Source organism: Pseudomonas sp. PDM31 (assembly GCF_019218965.1).
Lineage (GTDB): Bacteria > Pseudomonadota > Gammaproteobacteria > Pseudomonadales > Pseudomonadaceae > Aquipseudomonas.
This window is the reverse complement of record NZ_JAHUWS010000004.1, coordinates 22425-38478: the sequence shown is the minus strand read 5'-3', so window position 1 is coordinate 38478 and position 16054 is coordinate 22425. Positions and strand designations below refer to the sequence as shown.

At 60.0% G+C, this 16054-nt stretch carries 16 protein-coding genes; 2 read left to right on the top strand and 14 right to left on the bottom strand.

Features of this window, described 5'->3' with window-relative positions; translation table 11 throughout:
* Positions 1–98 precede the first annotated feature (98 nt).
* The 4 genes from KW839_RS09005 to KW839_RS08990 form a co-directional block, all read right to left on the bottom strand.
* On the bottom strand, positions 99–380 hold the full coding sequence (locus KW839_RS09005; RefSeq protein WP_060543887.1) for a type II toxin-antitoxin system RelE/ParE family toxin: 282 nt from the start codon (positions 378–380) through the stop codon (positions 99–101).
* Positions 370–615, bottom strand: coding sequence for a type II toxin-antitoxin system Phd/YefM family antitoxin (locus KW839_RS09000; RefSeq protein WP_060543886.1), 246 nt, complete (start codon positions 613–615; stop codon positions 370–372). Before KW839_RS09000 ends, KW839_RS09005 begins: the two co-directional genes overlap by 11 nt.
* 81 nt (positions 616–696) lie before the next feature.
* Positions 697–942: a DUF2789 domain-containing protein gene (locus KW839_RS08995; protein ID WP_218424123.1), complete on the bottom strand. Its 246-nt coding sequence runs from the start codon at positions 940–942 to the stop codon at positions 697–699.
* A 137-nt stretch (positions 943–1079) separates the two neighbouring features.
* Positions 1080–1541, bottom strand: a complete 462-nt coding sequence (locus KW839_RS08990) for an aminoacyl-tRNA deacylase (RefSeq protein ID WP_060541927.1) — start codon at positions 1539–1541, stop codon at positions 1080–1082.
* 199 nt (positions 1542–1740) lie between these two features.
* Here KW839_RS08990 and KW839_RS08985 point away from each other — a divergent pair, with 199 nt between their 5' ends.
* Complete coding sequence (locus KW839_RS08985) at positions 1741–2274, top strand: NfeD family protein (RefSeq protein ID WP_218424122.1); 534 nt, start codon at positions 1741–1743, stop codon at positions 2272–2274.
* 2 nt (positions 2275–2276) lie between these two features.
* Complete coding sequence (locus KW839_RS08980) at positions 2277–3035, top strand: slipin family protein (RefSeq protein WP_218424121.1); 759 nt, start codon at positions 2277–2279, stop codon at positions 3033–3035.
* An 11-nt stretch (positions 3036–3046) separates the two neighbouring features.
* On the opposite strand, the gene KW839_RS08975 is transcribed toward KW839_RS08980, so the two are convergent.
* The 10 genes from KW839_RS08975 to KW839_RS08930 all read right to left on the bottom strand — a co-directional run bounded on the left by KW839_RS08975 (position 3047) and on the right by KW839_RS08930 (position 16036).
* Positions 3047–4621 carry an efflux transporter outer membrane subunit gene (locus tag KW839_RS08975; protein ID WP_218424120.1) on the bottom strand — a complete coding sequence of 525 codons (1575 nt, stop codon included), beginning with the start codon at positions 4619–4621 and terminating at the stop codon, positions 3047–3049.
* Complete coding sequence (locus KW839_RS08970) at positions 4618–5685, bottom strand: HlyD family secretion protein (RefSeq protein WP_218424119.1); 1068 nt, start codon at positions 5683–5685, stop codon at positions 4618–4620. The genes KW839_RS08975 and KW839_RS08970 overlap by 4 nt, the downstream gene beginning before the upstream one ends.
* Positions 5686–5711: 26 nt before the next feature.
* Complete coding sequence (locus tag KW839_RS08965) at positions 5712–7247, bottom strand: MFS transporter (RefSeq protein WP_218424118.1); 1536 nt, start codon at positions 7245–7247, stop codon at positions 5712–5714.
* 208 nt (positions 7248–7455) lie between these two features.
* The gene (locus tag KW839_RS08960) at positions 7456–8322 is read right to left on the bottom strand and encodes an ABC transporter permease (protein WP_060541921.1); all 867 of its coding nucleotides are present in this window, start codon (positions 8320–8322) and stop codon (positions 7456–7458) included.
* A gap of 20 nt (positions 8323–8342) precedes the next feature.
* Positions 8343–9203 carry an ABC transporter ATP-binding protein gene (locus KW839_RS08955; RefSeq protein ID WP_060541920.1) on the bottom strand — a complete coding sequence of 287 codons (861 nt, stop codon included), beginning with the start codon at positions 9201–9203 and terminating at the stop codon, positions 8343–8345.
* Positions 9204–9208: 5 nt separating this feature from the next.
* Entirely contained in the window at positions 9209–10234 is a 1026-nt protein-coding gene (locus tag KW839_RS08950; RefSeq protein ID WP_218424117.1) for an ABC transporter substrate-binding protein, read from the bottom strand.
* A gap of 17 nt (positions 10235–10251) precedes the next feature.
* Entirely contained in the window at positions 10252–11139 is an 888-nt protein-coding gene (locus KW839_RS08945) for a TauD/TfdA family dioxygenase (protein WP_218424116.1), read from the bottom strand.
* A gap of 400 nt (positions 11140–11539) precedes the next feature.
* Positions 11540–12460, bottom strand: a complete 921-nt coding sequence (locus KW839_RS08940) for a LysR family transcriptional regulator (RefSeq protein WP_060541917.1) — start codon at positions 12458–12460, stop codon at positions 11540–11542.
* Positions 12461–12522: 62 nt separating this feature from the next.
* Complete coding sequence (locus KW839_RS08935; protein ID WP_060541916.1) at positions 12523–13890, bottom strand: HlyD family type I secretion periplasmic adaptor subunit; 1368 nt, start codon at positions 13888–13890, stop codon at positions 12523–12525.
* Positions 13880–16036 carry a type I secretion system permease/ATPase gene (locus KW839_RS08930; protein ID WP_218424115.1) on the bottom strand — a complete coding sequence of 719 codons (2157 nt, stop codon included), beginning with the start codon at positions 16034–16036 and terminating at the stop codon, positions 13880–13882. The genes KW839_RS08935 and KW839_RS08930 overlap by 11 nt, the downstream gene beginning before the upstream one ends.
* Positions 16037–16054: the final 18 nt, after the last annotated feature.

Here is a 16054-nt window from a genome sequence, read left to right as displayed (position 1 = left end):
ACGTTGAGGTTATTTGGCACGAGAGGAAATATACATAGTTAGTTTGCTAACTATCAATATGGCATTTGCAGGGATTCCTCGTCAAGTTTTGAAACAATTCAGCGTCTCTTGGCCCTTTCGTAGACTTCGCTACGTTCGCGCTTGCCCACCGCGACTACAGAAACGACAACACGCTCATCTATCACCTCGTAGACAAGCCGGTAGCCCGATGACTTCAATTTGATTTTGTAGCAGTCAGGCATGCCATGCAGCGAGTCAGAGGGAATCCGGGGCACTTCGAGCCGCTCTGTCAGTTTCTTTTTGAACTGCTCACGCAGCGTGTGCCCCAGCTTGTCCCACTCCTTGCGTGCAGACGGCAGAAATTCGAGCTTATAGGTCATCCAGCGTTACCGGAATTGGCGTTTCATGACGACGAGAACGCACGATTTCCGCCAGCTCCATATCATCGAGGCGCTCCATCATGGCCTCGAAAACATCGGCCGGGACCATGTAACCCATGACTCGATTGTGATTGAGCACAGCAACAGGCCCACCATGAGCGCCATTTAAGACGGCAGACGGGTTTTTCTTCAGTTCAGAGACACTGACTGCCATATCGGCCAGGACACTTTGCATAATTAAGACCTCAAATAAGGTCGTAATTCTGGTCTACTTTTAATCTCCCAGCAATCTTGAAAGCTGCTGCCCATCAGATTTTTACACCCCCCGCCCCTTCCTCAACATCACATTCAACTGATCCACCACCTCCGCCCAGTCGGCATCATCGAGAATCTCTTCGCGCAGAAGCTGCGCCTGACTCTGGCTCCAGAAAAAGGCATCCGCCAGGTGCAGTTCCGGTTTGAGCGGTGAGTGGGTGGCAATGAATTTATCGATGCTTTCGGCGTCATCCGCCAGGCCGAGTTGTTTGAACAGCGAAGGAAGGTTATGCGTCGGGCTTTCCATATCGAACTCCTGGGGACCAATTCGGGGACCGCTGCGCGGTCATCGCGACCAGGCTCGCTCCCACAAGGATCTGTATCGATCACAAAACCTGTGGGAGCGAGCCTGCTCGCGATGACGGCAGCGAAAACACTGCAGAACTAATGACTCAATTCCCGCACCTCGGCATGCGGCACCATTTTCAGGTACTCGGGCATGTCCATACGCAGCAGGTTGGTGTGGTTCCCAGCCTCCAGGTAGATGTCTTTCTGCCGAGTCAAAAGTGGGTCGATCACCACGTCCAAGCCATAGGCTTCACCCAAGGCAGGCACGGCGCCGCGCTCGCAATCATCAAACAGGTGCGCCAGATTGCTTTCACGGGAAACTTGCCATTGGCCACTGCTGCGCACCTTGCTCAGGTCCAGGTGACGGCTGGCGGGCAGTACCGCCATCAGATAGTGACCATGGTGGTCGTCAAGGATCACCGATTTCGCCACCCGTTCCGCAGGAATGCCGGCGACCCGCGCCGTTTCCAGGCTGCTGGCCGAATGTGGGTGGCTGACGATGTCATATTCGCATTGAGCCTTGTCCAGGCTGCGCTGCACGGTTCTTGCCATACGCATGATGCACCTCGGTGTCCGCGCAACAATCATTTGCGGACGATGGTTAACATTTTCGCAGTACTGAAAATCTAGGCCCGCTGACGTCTTCCGGCTGGAATTCCGCCCATCGGACACCGCCGACAATTGAGCGAAGTTCATACAACCCCAGGCTCAACTAAACTGTATGCAGAGCCACCCCATGACTCTCCCGGAGGGTCAAGTGAACACTCGTTGTTGTGCTGTTGCGCTGTTCCTGGCACTGAGCGGATCGGCCTGTGCCGCAGACTCGGTTGTGCTGCTGGCTCCCAACCCTGTCGGGATCTGGCTGATCACCTTCGGCATCGCGTTTCTGATAGCCGAGGCCGCCCTGCCCAACTACGGCGTGATCGGCCTGGGCGGGATCGTGATGTTCGTGATCGGTGCGGTCATCCTCACCAACACCGAAGTCCCCGTGCCCTTGATGATCGGTCTGGGACTGGTCAGCGCCCTGCTGCTGCTCCTGCTGGTGATCCACGCCCTGAAAACCCGGCCGCGCCACACGGTCAGCGGTGATGCCGGCCTCGTCGGCAGCGTGGCACCGATAACTTCATTGCAGGCTGGTAACGCCCATGGCGGCTGGGTGCATCTGCAAGGAGAACAATGGCAAGTGCTCAGCGCGACGCCGCTGCAACCCGGACAACGGGTGCGGGTGGTAGCGCGCAAGGGATTGCTGCTGCAAGTGGCCGCGGCTGACGCGGCACCGGGTGGAGAATAGTCATGGGTGTGCAACTGGGTTTCGTCGCGCTGCTGTTGTTGCTGATCGCACTGGCGGGTTCGACGTTTCGTATCCTGCGCGAGTACGAGCGTGGAGTGGTGTTCCAGCTCGGGCGCTTCTGGCAGGTCAAGGGGCCCGGTCTGATTCTGCTGATTCCGGTGGTCCAGCAAATGGTCCGCGTCGATTTGCGCACGGTAGTCCTCGACGTACCGCCGCAAGACGTGATCACCCGCGACAATGTCTCGGTGAAGGTCAATGCGGTGCTGTATTTCCGCGTGCTCGATCCGCAGAAGGCAATCATTCAGGTCGAAGACTTCCTGATGGCCACCAGCCAATTGGCCCAGACCACGTTGCGCGCGGTGCTGGGTAAGCATGAGCTCGATGAATTGTTGGCCGAGCGGGAACGGTTGAATGTCGACATCCAGCAAGTGCTCGACGCCCAGACCGACGCCTGGGGGATCAAGGTGGCCAACGTTGAGATCAAGCACGTTGACCTCAACGAATCGATGGTCCGCGCCATCGCTAAGCAGGCCGAGGCCGAACGGGAACGGCGGGCCAAGGTGATTCACGCCGAGGGCGAATTGCAGGCTTCGGAAAAACTCATGCAGGCCGCCGAAATGCTGGGGCGTCAGCCGGGGGCCATGCAATTGCGCTATATGCAGACACTCAGTTCGATTGCCGGCGACAAGAGCTCGACCATCGTCTTTCCATTGCCGATCGAGTTGCTCAAGGGCATGGCCGATCTGTCGGCGAAACCTTGAGCCGCTGGCGTTTATCGAGTGTTCACCGCCACCGGATAAACCGACTCCCATCCCCCACCCAACGCCTTGTACAACCCCACCATCGCCAATGACACACCGGTCGAACTTTCGACCCATTGCTCCTGGGTCGTCAGCAAGGCGCCTTGCACGGTGAGTACATTGACGAAATCCACCACCCCTTCCACGTATTGCTGTTGCGCGGTACGCAGGGCGATCTGGTTCTGGCGCACGGCTTCGGCCAGGCTGTCGCGGCGCAGTTGACTGGCGTTGTAGGCTGTCAGCTGATCGTCGATTTCATGCCAGGCGCGCAGTACGGTTTGCTGATAGGCGATGGCCGCCTCCTGCTGTTGCGCTTCGCGTAGCTCAACCACGCCGCGCAAGCGGCCACCGTCGAACAGCGGCAGGCTGAACTGCGGGCCGATACCGAACGAGCGCGAGTTCCATGAACCGAAATCGCTCAATTGCATGGCCTGCGAACCTAAATTGCCCGACAGGGTGATACGCGGATAAAAATCGCCCTTCGCCACGCCGATGTTGGCCGTCGCCGCATGCAGGCGGGCCTCGGCCTGACGGATGTCCGGACGGCGCTCGGCCAGTTGCGACGGCACTCCGATGGCGACCTGACGCGGCGTCTGCGGCACTGGCGCGTCTGTGGATAACTCCGCCGCCAGCGCTTGTGGCGGTTCACCCATCAACAGACTCAAGGCGTTGATCAGTTGCGACTGACGCTGCTCCAGGGCCGGCAGCCGCGATTCGATGGCCGCGACTTGCGCGGCAGCCTCGGCGACGTCCAGGTCCGTCGCCACCCCGTCGGCCAGGCGTAACTGTGAGAGCTTCAAGCTGTGGCGAGCGACGTCGAGGTTCTGCTCGGTGACTGCCCGAGTGTTTTGCACACCCCGCAGCTGAATGTAGTCCTGGGCCGTTTCGGCCAGCACCGACAACAGCGCCCCACGACGATCGTTTTCCGCGACCTCAAGTGTGGCGTCTGCCGCTTCGGTTTCGCGGCGCACCCGGCCCCAGAAATCCAGTTCCCAGGACGCTGAAAAGCCTGCGTCCCAAAGATTGAACGCCGAATTGCCGTTGTGTCCCGAGGGGTCGCTCAGGCCTTCGCCACTATTGCGTTTACGCGCATAACTGCCGGTAGCGGCGGTGTTCGGATAGCGCTCGGCAGTGATCACCTGGCGTACGGCGCGGCTTTGCTGCAGGCGACTGCTGGCAATCTTCAGGTCGAGGTTGTCGGCAAGGGCGCGCTGGCTCAGTTCAGAGAGTTTCGGGTCGTTGAAAACCTCCCACCAGCGTTCGTTGATTGTCTCGTTAATGATTTGGCTGTCCGCGGCTTTTGATGGCCTGGACCACTCTGCGATTTGCCGGGCTTCGGGTTTGTGGAAATCCGGGCCTACTGTGCAGGCACTGAGGCTTACGGCGAACACGGCGCTCAGGATGAGTTGCGGCGCACGGCCTCTTCGCGAGCAAGCCCGCTCCCACACGGGATTTCCTTTTATGCAGGGAGCTTGACCACCCTGCAGATCAAGTGTGGGAGCGGGCTTGCTCGCGAAAGCGTCAGACCAGTCACCAAGCCTCCTCATCGTTGCGCAACCTCATGCTCGGTGCCGGCACTGGCGGTATCAATCCTCGCCTCCACCGACATCCCCACCCGCACACGCTCAGCCAGTGGCTGCCCCGGCTCCAGCACAATTTTCACCGGAATCCGCTGTACCACCTTGGTGAAGTTGCCGGTGGCGTTGTCCGGTTTGACCGAGGCGAACGTGACCCCGGTGGCCGGCGCAATGCTTTCGACCCGACCGTTCAGTGCCGCGCCGCCAAGGCTGTCGACGCGCACCTGGACCTGTTGCCCCGGTTGCACATCGGTGAGTTGGGTTTCCTGAAAATTGGCGACCACGTAGGCCTGATGCAACGGAACCACAGCCAGCAGCTTGCTGCCCGGTGTCACATAAGCACCGACCCGCACCGCGCGCTCACCTATCACACCATCCTGCGGCGCAACGATGCGCGTGTACGACAGTTCATAGCTGGCAATTTCCAGTGCCGCCTGCGCGCGCTTCAAGCCACCGTCGGCGGCGTCACGCTGTGCGGCGAGGATTTCCACTTGCTTGCGCTCGGCCGCCAGCACTGCCGTGGCCGTATCCAGCCGCGCGCTGGCCTGATCGATGCGGGTCCTGGCCTGCTGCGCATTCTGTACGGTGCCGGCCCCCACTCCCGCAAGGTGGTTGTAGCGGTTCAGTTCCTGCTGGGCGAAGGCCATTTCGGCCTTGGCCGAGACCACCGACGCCTGTGCCTGGGCGATCACCGAAGCCTGGCGTTCCAGGGTTGCCCGGGCGTTTTGCAGTTGTGCGCGGGCCATCAGCGTTTGCGCATCAGCGGCCTCGGCGGCGGCACGCAGGTCACGGTCGTCGATCAGTGCCAACAACTGCCCGGCCTTGACCTGCTGGTTGTCCTCCACCAGCACTTCCTTGATGAACCCGGCCACCCGCGGCACCACCAGGGTGAAATCGGCGGAAACGAATGCATCATTGGTGTTTTGGCTGGTGCGCTTGCCGAACAGGCCGGGCATCGTCAGGTACAGCAACACGCCAACAGCCAGTGCGACGGCCACGGCCACCGCTATTTTTTGCTTTGCTTGAGTCGTCATGAAAACCTTCTGTTTCAGTGAAGCGATCAGGTCGGCGCCCGTGGCGGATAAATCCGCGTCGGCACCCAGAAAATCAGCAGGATCAACGCCACTGCGACGCCGGCCATGCACAGGTAAAGGTCTGAAGAGGTCAGCACCAGCGCTTGTTCGTGCAGACGATGGGCGAGCCCCGCACTGTCGCGCTCGGCCAATGGCGAGTTACCGAGGTTGTCGACCAGCATGGTCGAATGGAAATGCAGGCGCGCCGTGGTCAGTGCCTCGATCACGCCGGTGGCGATCACCGCCGCCAGGCCTTTCACGGTGTTGAACCAGGAGGATGCGAACGGCCCCTCCATCGGGTGAATGCTGCCGGTGGAGAGCATCAACAGCGGCAACACCGCCATCGGCTGGCCGAAAATCTGCAGCCATTGCAGTACATAGAAATCGTCGCGAATCCACATCGATGTCAGCTGCGAACCACCGATGCACGACAGCGCCAGCATGCCCAGGCCGATCCCCAGCACCCACCGGCAATCGACCCAACGCAGGTTGCACAACGCCGCCACCAACGGCAGCGCGATCAACTGCGGCAGCGCAGCCAGCAGCATGATTGGCGCGGTCTGCAGCGGGCGATAACCCTGCACCTGCGCCAGGTAGCCGGACGGAATAATGACTACCGCCTGCAACACCACCAGCACCCCGGCCAGGGTCATCAAGGCGAACGACAAGTTGCGGATGGCGAGCATCTGCAACTTGAAAAACGGAACTGGCTGCGACCATTCGTTGATCAGAAAAGCCAGCAACAGCAGCAGGCCGCCACCGAGCAAAGCGCAGATCAAGTCCGACTCGAACCAGTCCAGGCGATTGCCCTGCAGGATGCCGATCACCAGCATGCAAATCGCCGGAAAACCCAGGAGCAATCCACGCCAGTTGAATGCCTTGAAGCGTTCCAGTCGCAGCGGATCCTGCGGCAAACCATAAGCCACCGCGACCATGGCAATCAGGCAGGGCGCGACGATTTGCCAGAAGGTCCATTGCCAACCGACATACTCGGTCCAGAATCCGGCCAGCGGTGTACCCAGCCCCGGGCCGAAGGTAGCCGTCAGTGCATAACCAGCCAGGCCGTACAGCTTCACGTTGGCCGGCAGAAAGCGCAGGGCTACGGTCATCAACATGGGTGGCAACGCGCCCCCCGCCAGGCCTTGCAGGGTGCGCAGGAGCAGCAGGCTTTCGTAGTTCGGGGCGAACGGACTCACCACGCCCAGCAAGGTAAATACGCCGATGGCGCACAGGGTGAAACGGCGCAATGAAAAGGTCACCGCGCACCACGGCGCGAAGGCCATGGCGGCCACCGAGGTGGCGGTGTAGCTGGCGACCAGCCAGGTGCCTTCGTCGTAGCCGATGGACAACCCGCCGCGAATATCGGCCAGCGCGACCTTGGTCACCATCTCGTTCAGGCCCGATACCAACACCGCCAGCAGTACACCGACCAGACCGATGATGATCCGTGGGCCGAAGACCGCTGGTGCGGCGGCTACCGGGCTAGGCGCGGCTACAGGCATCGTGACCGTGAGGGAAGTCATGTACTGCGAGCTCCGGGAGAATACCGAAGCATTTTAAGAAGCGTGGCTGCTGACGAAAATCAACTTATTGGCAGGTTATAAGTGCGTCAGACGCAACAATAGCCTCCTGACATAGCTCCCACAGGGGACCATTGATTAATTTTATTCAGACGAAACAATTAGCGGGGTTGATCCTGAGGCGATAAAAATCAAACCGGCCGACAACGCCTCACCGCTGCATCCCCCACCGCTTCACCGTCACCCGCTCCAACGTATCAAACACCAGATTCTCCACCAGCAAGCCAATCAAAATCACCACCGCCAACCCGGCAAACACCTTGTCGGTATAAAGCTCATTGCGATTCTGAAAGATGTACCAGCCCAAACCGCCTTTGCCGCTGGTAGCACCAAACACCAGTTCGGCAGCAATGAGGGTGCGCCAGGCAAACGCCCAGCCGATTTTCAGGCCGGCGAGGATCGACGGCAGCGCAGCCGGGATCAGGATGAACAACACGAAACGCATGCCCTTGAGGCCGTAGTTGCGCCCGGCCATGCGCAGGGTTTCCGAGACGCCGAGAAAGCCTGCGTAAGTGTTCAGTGCCAAGGCCCAGAGCACAGAATGCACCAGCACGAAAATCAGGCTGTTCTGCCCCAGGCCAAACCACAATAACGCCAGCGGTAACAGCGCAATGGCCGGCAGCGGGTTGAACATCGACGTCAATGTGCTCAGCAGATCCCGGCCGAACTGCGTCGACACCGCCAGTGTGGTCAGGGCAAACGCCAGGACGATGCCGATCAGGTAACCCTTGAGCAACACCACCAGGGAAATCCACACCTTGCCCAGCAATTCACCACTGAGCAGGCCGTCATACAAGGCATGACCAGTTTGCAGGAAGCTCGGCAGCAGCAGGTCGTTGTTCTGATAACGGGCGACGGCCTCCCAGAGCACCGCGAGCAAAATCAGGATCAGGCTTTTGCGCAGCCAGCCCTGTTGCCACAGGCGTTGGCCGAGGGGCAGTTCTCGCTCCAGCGGCACGCTGGTCAGTGGCTGTAGAACGGTTTCGAATTCTTTACGCAGGGATGATGATTGGCTCATCGGGCAATCCTCCAGGCAGCTCAATAAGCAATGCGGATATCAGTGAAATCCAGTTCGCGCTCGATTTGCGGCGACTGACCTTCATCGAACAACAGCCGATGAATACGCCGCGCCGATTCCTGGAACGCCACGCCACCGAGGCTGTGCAGATCGTATTGGTGGCTGTGGACTTCCGCCCTCACCCGCCCCGGATGCGGCGACAGCAACAGGATGCGATTGCCCACCACCAGCGCCTCTTCAATGGAGTGGGTGACGAACAACAGGGTGAAGCGCACCTCTTCCCACAGCAGCAGCAATTCTTCCTGCATCTTGCGCCGGGTCAGCGCGTCGAGGGCAGCGAAGGGTTCGTCCATCAAAAGGATTTTCGGCTGCATCGCCAACGCCCGGGCGATGGCAACCCGAGCTTTCATGCCGCCAGACAACGTATGCGGATAGGCATCGGCAAACGCCGCCAGCCCCACCTTTTCCAGGTAATGCAGCGCGCGCTCTTCAGCGTCGCGACGCTTGAGAGTCTTAGACGCCAGCAGTGGAAACATCACGTTCTGTTTGACGGTTTTCCATGGCGGCAGTTGATCGAACTCCTGGAACACGACGATGCGATCCGGCCCCGGTGCGTGGACGGTCTGCCCCTGCAGGCGAATCTCTCCTTCAACAGGCTGGATAAAACCACCGACCGCCTTGAGCAAGGTCGACTTGCCACAACCGGACGGGCCGAGCAGGACATAACGATCCGCCGGGTCGACTTCGAAACTGACTTGGTGGGTCGCTCGAACCACACGCTGCGGCGTGCGGTATTCGAGGCTGACGTTATCGACCGACAGCAGCGCCTGCGCTGCCGTGGTCGGTTTGCTGACCGTGTGGCCTTGCAAAGGGGCATTCATTTCGGTCAGCTCCCTTGCAGCGGCTTGGCGTCCTGGAAGAAATAGTCCTTCCACGAGTCCGGTTTGTTTTTGATAGCGCCCACGCGGTAGAGGAACTCGGCCAGTGGGTAGGTGTTTTTCGGCGTGACACTGAATTCGAACTGCGGGTTGTCGATAATCTTCAGCAGCTCTGCGCGGTCGATTTTCGCCTTGGTCACGCGGATATAGGTGTCGGCCGCCGCGCCTTTGTCGTTCTGGGCAAACTGCGCAGCTTCGGTCAGGGCGTCGATGAAAGCCTTATAGGTTTTCGGGTTTTCGTCGCGGAATTTTTCAGTGGCGAACAGCACTGTCGGCGAGTTCGGGCCGAGCAGGTCGTAAGTGTTCAATACCACGTGCACATTGGGATTGGTCAGTGCCTGATCCTGGAACGGCGGGTTGGAGAAGTGCCCGGTCAGTTCGGTACCGCCAGCCACCAGCGCCGCTGTCGCATCGGGGTGCGGGACGGCGATGGTGTACTTGTCGAGGCGATTGAATTCCTTGTCGCCCCACTGCTTGGCGGCAGCATATTGCAGGAAGCGCGACTGCACCGACACGCCGACCGCCGGTACTGCGATGCGGTCCTTCTCGGTGAAGTCGGCAATGGTTTTGACCTTCGGATTGTTGCTCACCAGGTAGTACGGGAAGTTACCCAGGGAGGCGACGGCTTTGACGTTCTGCTTGCCATGGGTGCGGTCCCAGATGGTCAGCAGCGGGCCGACACCGGCCCCGGCAATGTCGATGGAACCGGAGAGCAATGCATCGTTGACCGCCGCGCCGCCGGAAAGCTGGGTCCAGTCGACCTTGATGTCGATGCCTTCCTGCTTGCCGTATTTCTCGATCAGATTCTGATCGCGAACCACGTTGAGCAATAAGTAAACGATGCCGAATTGTTCGGCGATACGGATTTCACCTTCGGCATGGGCCACGGTCGGCGCCACCAGGCTGCCGGCGATCAGGCTGAAACCCAAGCCGATGGCGGCGGCCAGGGGTGCAAATGGAATACGTTTGGACATGATCGATCTCCGATAAATCAGAAAGGCGCGTCGCCCTGGATGGTGGTGCGATACAGCTTGCGGCGCAGATGACTGGGGCAGCCGGCGGCAAGGTGGATCAGCGAACGGTTGTCCCAGAACACCAGGTCATGGGGCTGCCATTGATGGCGGTAGATGTTTTGCGGCAATACGCTGTGGGCGTAGAGCTCGGCCAGCAGCTGTTTGCTCTCGTCATCGGGAAGGCCAACGATGCGTGTGGTGAATCCTTCACTGACAAACAACGCCTTGCGGCCGTTCTCCGGGTGAGTCCGCACGATCGGGTGAACCACTTCGGCGACCTGGGCGAGTTGTTCCGGGGTCAGCGTCGGGCGCCAGTTGCCTTCGAATTTGGTCTCGCTGTAACGCGCCGTGTAGGAATGCGCGGCCGAGCGACCATCGACGGCTTTGCGCAGTGCTTCGGGCAGGTTGTCCCAGGCTTTGTGCATGTCGGCGAACAACGTGTCGCCACCTTCGGATGGCAACTCCTGGGCATGCAGCATCGAGCCCAGGCTTGGCAGTTCCTTGTAGGAGAGATCGGAGTGCCAGAACTTGCCGGCATCGCCGAGACCGATGGATTGGCCGTTTTCAATAATGTTGGAAACAATGAGGATTTCCGGGTGCCCCGCCAGCAAAAACTGCTTGAGCACATGGATCTGCAACACGCCGAAGCGACGGCTGAAATCGATGTGCTGCTCGGGGGTGATGCGCTGGTCGCGGAACACCACCACGTGATGGTCCAGATGCGCGCGGTGGATGCGGGCGAAGTCCTGGTCATTGATTGGACGGGACAAGTCGAGCCCGACGATTTCGGCGCCCACTGCGCCGATGAAGGGACGAATCTCGAAGAGCTGTGGCGCGATAGCTGGCGATGCTGAAGCTGCAGACATAAATCTCTCCCACGCACGGCACGCTCAAAGGCGCGCGTCGATCAGAAACTCACGGTGGTCCCGTGTTGGTTCGGTCGTGCGGCGCGCCGATTGGTCGGCAGGTACGCAGGAGAGTGACTTTATAGGTATAAGAGAACTAATTTAAATACCGTTAGTGAATAACGATATGGCTTATTTCGGGTTCTTCAGGCAATCCCGGGAAGTACGCAGAACGTCATACCAGTAGGAGCCGGCTTGCTGGCGATGGTCTCAAATACGCCGCATTCATTCAGCTCATACGCTTTATCGTTATCGACCATCGCCAGCAAGCCGGCTCCTACAGAGAAACGCGAACTCCAACAGTTCCGCATTCTTGTTTCTGTGTTCCCCGGGATTGCAGCACCCGGAGCTGGCCTACCACTCAGGCTGGCTGGGCAGCGAGCCATGTCTCGTCGCAACACGCCTTGAGCGTTTCGCGCATCCAGCGGTGAGCCGGGTCCTTGTCGAAGCGCGGATGCCAGGCCTGGGTCAGCATCAGGGTCGGTAACGGGATCGGCAGGTCGAACGAGCGCAGTTTCAGTCCCAGGCGTCGCACGCTCAGTAGCGCTTCCTTGGGCACTGGCAGGATCAGATCCGAATCGGGCAGGGCGAACATCGCCGCATGGAAGCTCGGGGCAATGACCGCAACCCGTCGCTCCAGCCCCAGGGCATTGAGCGCTGTGTCGATCGGCCCGCGGGCGATGCCTCGCCGGGACATGCTGATATGGGAGAACCCCGCATAGCGCTCGGCGGTGATTTCTTCGTCGAACAACGGATGGTCCGCGCGTACCAGGCCGACAAAGTGGGTCGAAAACAGATTCTGGACTTTCACTTCCGGGGTCTGCGGCCGGGTATTGCTGATGCTCAGATCGATCCGCCCTTCGCGTAGCGCTTCATCGTCGCCATCACCCTCCGGGACGAAGCGCAATTCGCAGTGCGGCGCCTGGCGGTCCATCGTATCGAACAGCTTGCCGCCGTACACGCCTACGAAAAAGTCATTGGCCCGGATACTGAAACGTCGGCGCAACGAGCCCAGTTCCACGGCATCGGCCGATCGAAACAGCAGCGCGGCCTGCTCCACCACGTCGCGCACCTGTTCACGCAACTGCAGGGCCTTGGGTGTCGGCACCAGCCCTCGCCCTGCGCGTACCAGAATGGGATCACCGATGGCCTCACGGATGCGTGTCAGCGTCCGGCTCATCGCGGCCGGGCTCAGGTTCATGCGGCGTGCGGCGCCGACAACGCTGCCCTCGTCGAGCAAGGCGTCGAGGGCAACCAACAGGTTCATGTCCGGGAGTTGCATGGTGTGCACTCGTGTCTGATATGGATTGACTCAGACACAATGCCAGCAGCCTCGCTGAACAATCAACGTTCGTGCAGCGCTTCGGCCCGGGCCCGAATGATTGGCTTGAGCAGGTAACTGAGCACGGTCTTCTTGCCGGTAATGATGTCTACCGAGGCGACCATCCCCGGGATGATCAGCAGCGGTTTTTCGTCAGAGCCAAGGTGACTACGATCGGTACGTAGCTTGATGATGTAGTAGGTGGTTTTCTTGTCTTCGTCGGTGATGGTATCGGCACCGATCTGTTCCAGTTTGGCCTTTAGCCCGCCATAAATGGTGTAGTCATAGGCGGTAAATTTCACCGTCGCTTCCTGCCCCGGGTGTAGAAAGGCGATGTCTTGTGGACGGACCTTCGCCTCGACCAGCAAGGTGTCGTCCAGCGGCACGATTTCCACCAGATCACTGCCTGGCTGGATGACCCCACCGATGGTATTGACCAGCAGCTTGTTGACGATCCCTCGCACCGGTGAAGTGACCAGGGTACGGCTGACCCGGTCTTCCAGGGCCTTGCCAGTGGCCTGGGCCTTGTTCAGGTCGGTGCGCGCTTCGTTGAGTTGTGTCAGGGCTTCGCTACGGAACTTGCCGCGGGTTTCGTCGATTTTGCGCTGTACTTCCTTGATCGCCGATTCGGCACGGGGGATCGCCAAGGTGGTGGCATCGAGCTGACCACGGGTCTCCACTTCGGCACGCTTGAGGCGCAATACTTCCACCGGAGAGACCGCGCCCTGAGCCACCAGCGGCTCGGACATGTTGATTTCCTGGCGTTGCAGACTCAGTTGCTGGCGGTACTGTGCCTGCTTGGAGGTGAACTCGCGCAGCTCTTGCTGACGCTGGATCAGTTGCTCCTGCAAGCCGCCAATCTCGTCGTGCAATTGCTGGCGGCGGCTGATGTACAACGATTCTTCGCTCTGGGCCTGCCCCGGAACCGCCTTGAGTACGTCTGCGGGGAAATTCAGCGGTCGGTCATCGACCTCGGCGCTCAGCCGCTCTACGCGCAACAGCATCGATAGCCGGTCAGCCTCGGTTTCGCCGACGTTGGAAGCAAAACGCGTATCGTCCAGGCGAATCAGCGGGGCGCCAGCCTCGACGATCTGGCCTTCCTTGACGAACAGTTCGGCGACGATACCCCCTTCAAGGTTCTGGATTTTCTGGATCTTCGAGGACGGAATCGCCTTGCCATCTCCCTTGGTCACTTCGTCGATGACCGCGAAGTTGGCCCAAAGCATGAGGAACACGAAGAAACCGATGATCGCCCAGATGGTCAGCCGCACCACGCGCGGCGCATCTTCGATCAGCGCCTTGTTCACTTCCGGCAATGGCTGGCCTTGCAGCGATGCGGAGCCCTTGAAGTAACGGCGGATAGAGTCCTTGAAACCCGACTTAAGCAACACTGATCTGCCCCTTCTTCAACGCTTCCATCACAACGGCTTTCGGGCCATCGGCGAGAATCTGCCCACGGTCGATCACCAACAGGCGATCAACCAGCGACAGCAGCGACGCCCGGTGCGTCACCAGCACCACGGTCTTGTTTTCAATCACCGCCGCCAGGCGTTGCTTGAGGCGTTCTTCGCCGGTGTTGTCCATCGCGCTGGTCGGTTCATCGAGCAGCAGGATCGGCGGGTTGAGCAGCAGCGCACGGGCCAGGGCAACGTTCTGGCGCTGGCCACCGGACAGGTTCTGCCCACGCTCGCCGACCTGCAGCTCATAGCCTTGCGGGTGCAGACGGGCAAATTCGTGGACACCGGCCAGCTCCGCGGCTTGCAGCACTAACTCGTCTTCCACATAGCGCGCACCGGATACCAGGTTGTCGCGCAGGGTGCCGGCGAGTAACTGGATGTCCTGCGGCACGTAGCCGATGTTGTAGCGCAGTTCGCTGACATCGATCTGACGGATATCCACACCATCGACCAGCAACGCACCGTCGTCCGGCTGGTACAGCCCCACCAGCAGCTTCGCCAGCGAACTCTTGCCCGAGCCGCTACGGCCGATGATGCCGATTTTCTCGCCGGGACGAATCACCAGGTTGATGTTCTTCAGCGCCAGATTCTGCTGTTGCGGATAAGTGAAGTTGAGCTGCCGACATTCGATGGCACCCTGCAGTACCTTGCGGCTGAGCGGGCGCTCCTCGAAATTGCGCTCCTGAGGCAACTCCATCATTTGATCGACCGAGGTCATGGTCACGCGTGCCTGCTGGTAGCGGGTCAGCAAGCCGGACAGCGACGCCAGCGGGCTGAGCGCGCGGCCGCTGAGCATGTAGCAGGCGATCAGACCGCCCATGCTCAGGTCACCGGCGATGATCTTGTACACGCCAAAGACGATCATGATCACCCCGGCCAGTTGCTGGATCAGCAGGGTAATGTTCATCGCCAGACCGGAGAGCATTTTCACCCGCAGTTCAAGGCGGCTGAGGGTGCCAATGGTCTGCTCCCACTGATACTGGCGTTCGCTTTCAGCGTTGTTGACCTTGACCGCGTCGAGACCGGCGAGGGTTTCAATCAGGCTCGATTGGCGCTCGGCACCCAGCGCCATGGTGCGTTCCATGGTTGCCACCAGGGGTTTCTGCAAGGCGTAGCCAATAGCCAGGGCAATCGGGAATGCCAGCACCGGAATCCACACCAGATGCCCGCCGAGTATCGCGATCACGATAAATATCAGGATGGTGAACGGCAGATCGATCAGGCTGGTCAGCGTCAGCGAGGCGAGAAAGTCGCGCAGGCTCTGGAACTCATGGATGTTCTGGGCAAAGCTGCCGACCCGCGCCGGACGGTATTTCATGGCCATGCCGACAATGCGCTCGAACAGCGTGGCGGAGATGATCAGGTCGGTTTTCTTGCCGGCCAGATCGAGGCAAAGACTGCGCAGGCTCTTGAGGATCAGGTCGAAGATGTAGGCGCCGGTGATGCCGAGCGCAAGCACCCACAGGGTGGCTTCAGCCTGGTTCGGTACGACACGGTCATAGACATTCATCACGAACAGCGGCGCGGCCATGGCGATGATGTTGATCAGGAAACTGGCAGCGATGGCGTCGGCATACAGCCAGCGCGAACGCTTGAGGGTATCGCGGAACCACGAGCGTGCGCGCGGAATCAGCGTGCCGTGGTTGACGTCGAATTTGTGCTGCGGCTGGGCGAAAAAGACTTTGCCGATGTAGTCGTCAGCCAGCAACTCGCGGCTAACCAGAGATTCGCCGCCATCGCTTTCGCTGAGCAGCACCCGGACCTGGTCTTCACCTTGCCACCCGAGCAGTACAGCACTGCGGCCATCCTTTAGCAGCAACAGCGCCGGCATGGCGATGGCGGGAATTTCTTCCAGTTTGCGCTGCAGCACCCGGCCCTGCAGCCCGGCGCGAGCTGCCGCCCGGGGTAGCAACTCGACGCTCAAGCGTTGTTTGGGCAGTGGCAGGCCGGTTGTCAGCATCGCCGCACTGGCGGGCTTCTGGTGCAGCATGCAAAGAGCGAGCAGACCGTCCAGCAACGGATCGTCGTGCAATGCGCGTGGATCATGACTGAGATTTACTCGACTGATTTCTGATTCCACGCTCGACACTCTTTAGCA

Bases quoted from the DNA above. Each gene is read 5' to 3' on its own strand.
- KW839_RS08960 (WP_060541921.1), bottom strand. From the start codon at position 8,322: ATGAGCCAATCATCATCCCTGCGTAAAGAATTCGAAACCGTTCTACAG.
- KW839_RS08940 (WP_060541917.1), bottom strand. From the start codon at position 12,460: ATGCAACTCCCGGACATGAACCTGTTGGTTGCCCTCGACGCCTTGCTC.
- KW839_RS08950 (WP_218424117.1), bottom strand. From the start codon at position 10,234: ATGTCCAAACGTATTCCATTTGCACCCCTGGCCGCCGCCATCGGCTTG.
- KW839_RS08970 (WP_218424119.1), bottom strand. From the start codon at position 5,685: ATGACGACTCAAGCAAAGCAAAAAATAGCGGTGGCCGTGGCCGTCGCA.
- KW839_RS08995 (WP_218424123.1), bottom strand. From the start codon at position 942: ATGGAAAGCCCGACGCATAACCTTCCTTCGCTGTTCAAACAACTCGGC.
- KW839_RS08955 (WP_060541920.1), bottom strand. From the start codon at position 9,203: ATGAATGCCCCTTTGCAAGGCCACACGGTCAGCAAACCGACCACGGCA.
- KW839_RS08945 (WP_218424116.1), bottom strand. From the start codon at position 11,139: ATGTCTGCAGCTTCAGCATCGCCAGCTATCGCGCCACAGCTCTTCGAG.
- KW839_RS09000 (WP_060543886.1), bottom strand. From the start codon at position 615: ATGCAAAGTGTCCTGGCCGATATGGCAGTCAGTGTCTCTGAACTGAAG.
- KW839_RS09005 (WP_060543887.1), bottom strand. From the start codon at position 380: ATGACCTATAAGCTCGAATTTCTGCCGTCTGCACGCAAGGAGTGGGAC.
- KW839_RS08980 (WP_218424121.1), top strand. From the start codon at position 2,277: ATGGGTGTGCAACTGGGTTTCGTCGCGCTGCTGTTGTTGCTGATCGCA.
- KW839_RS08990 (WP_060541927.1), bottom strand. From the start codon at position 1,541: ATGCGTATGGCAAGAACCGTGCAGCGCAGCCTGGACAAGGCTCAATGC.
- KW839_RS08965 (WP_218424118.1), bottom strand. From the start codon at position 7,247: ATGACTTCCCTCACGGTCACGATGCCTGTAGCCGCGCCTAGCCCGGTA.
- KW839_RS08975 (WP_218424120.1), bottom strand. From the start codon at position 4,621: ATGAGGAGGCTTGGTGACTGGTCTGACGCTTTCGCGAGCAAGCCCGCT.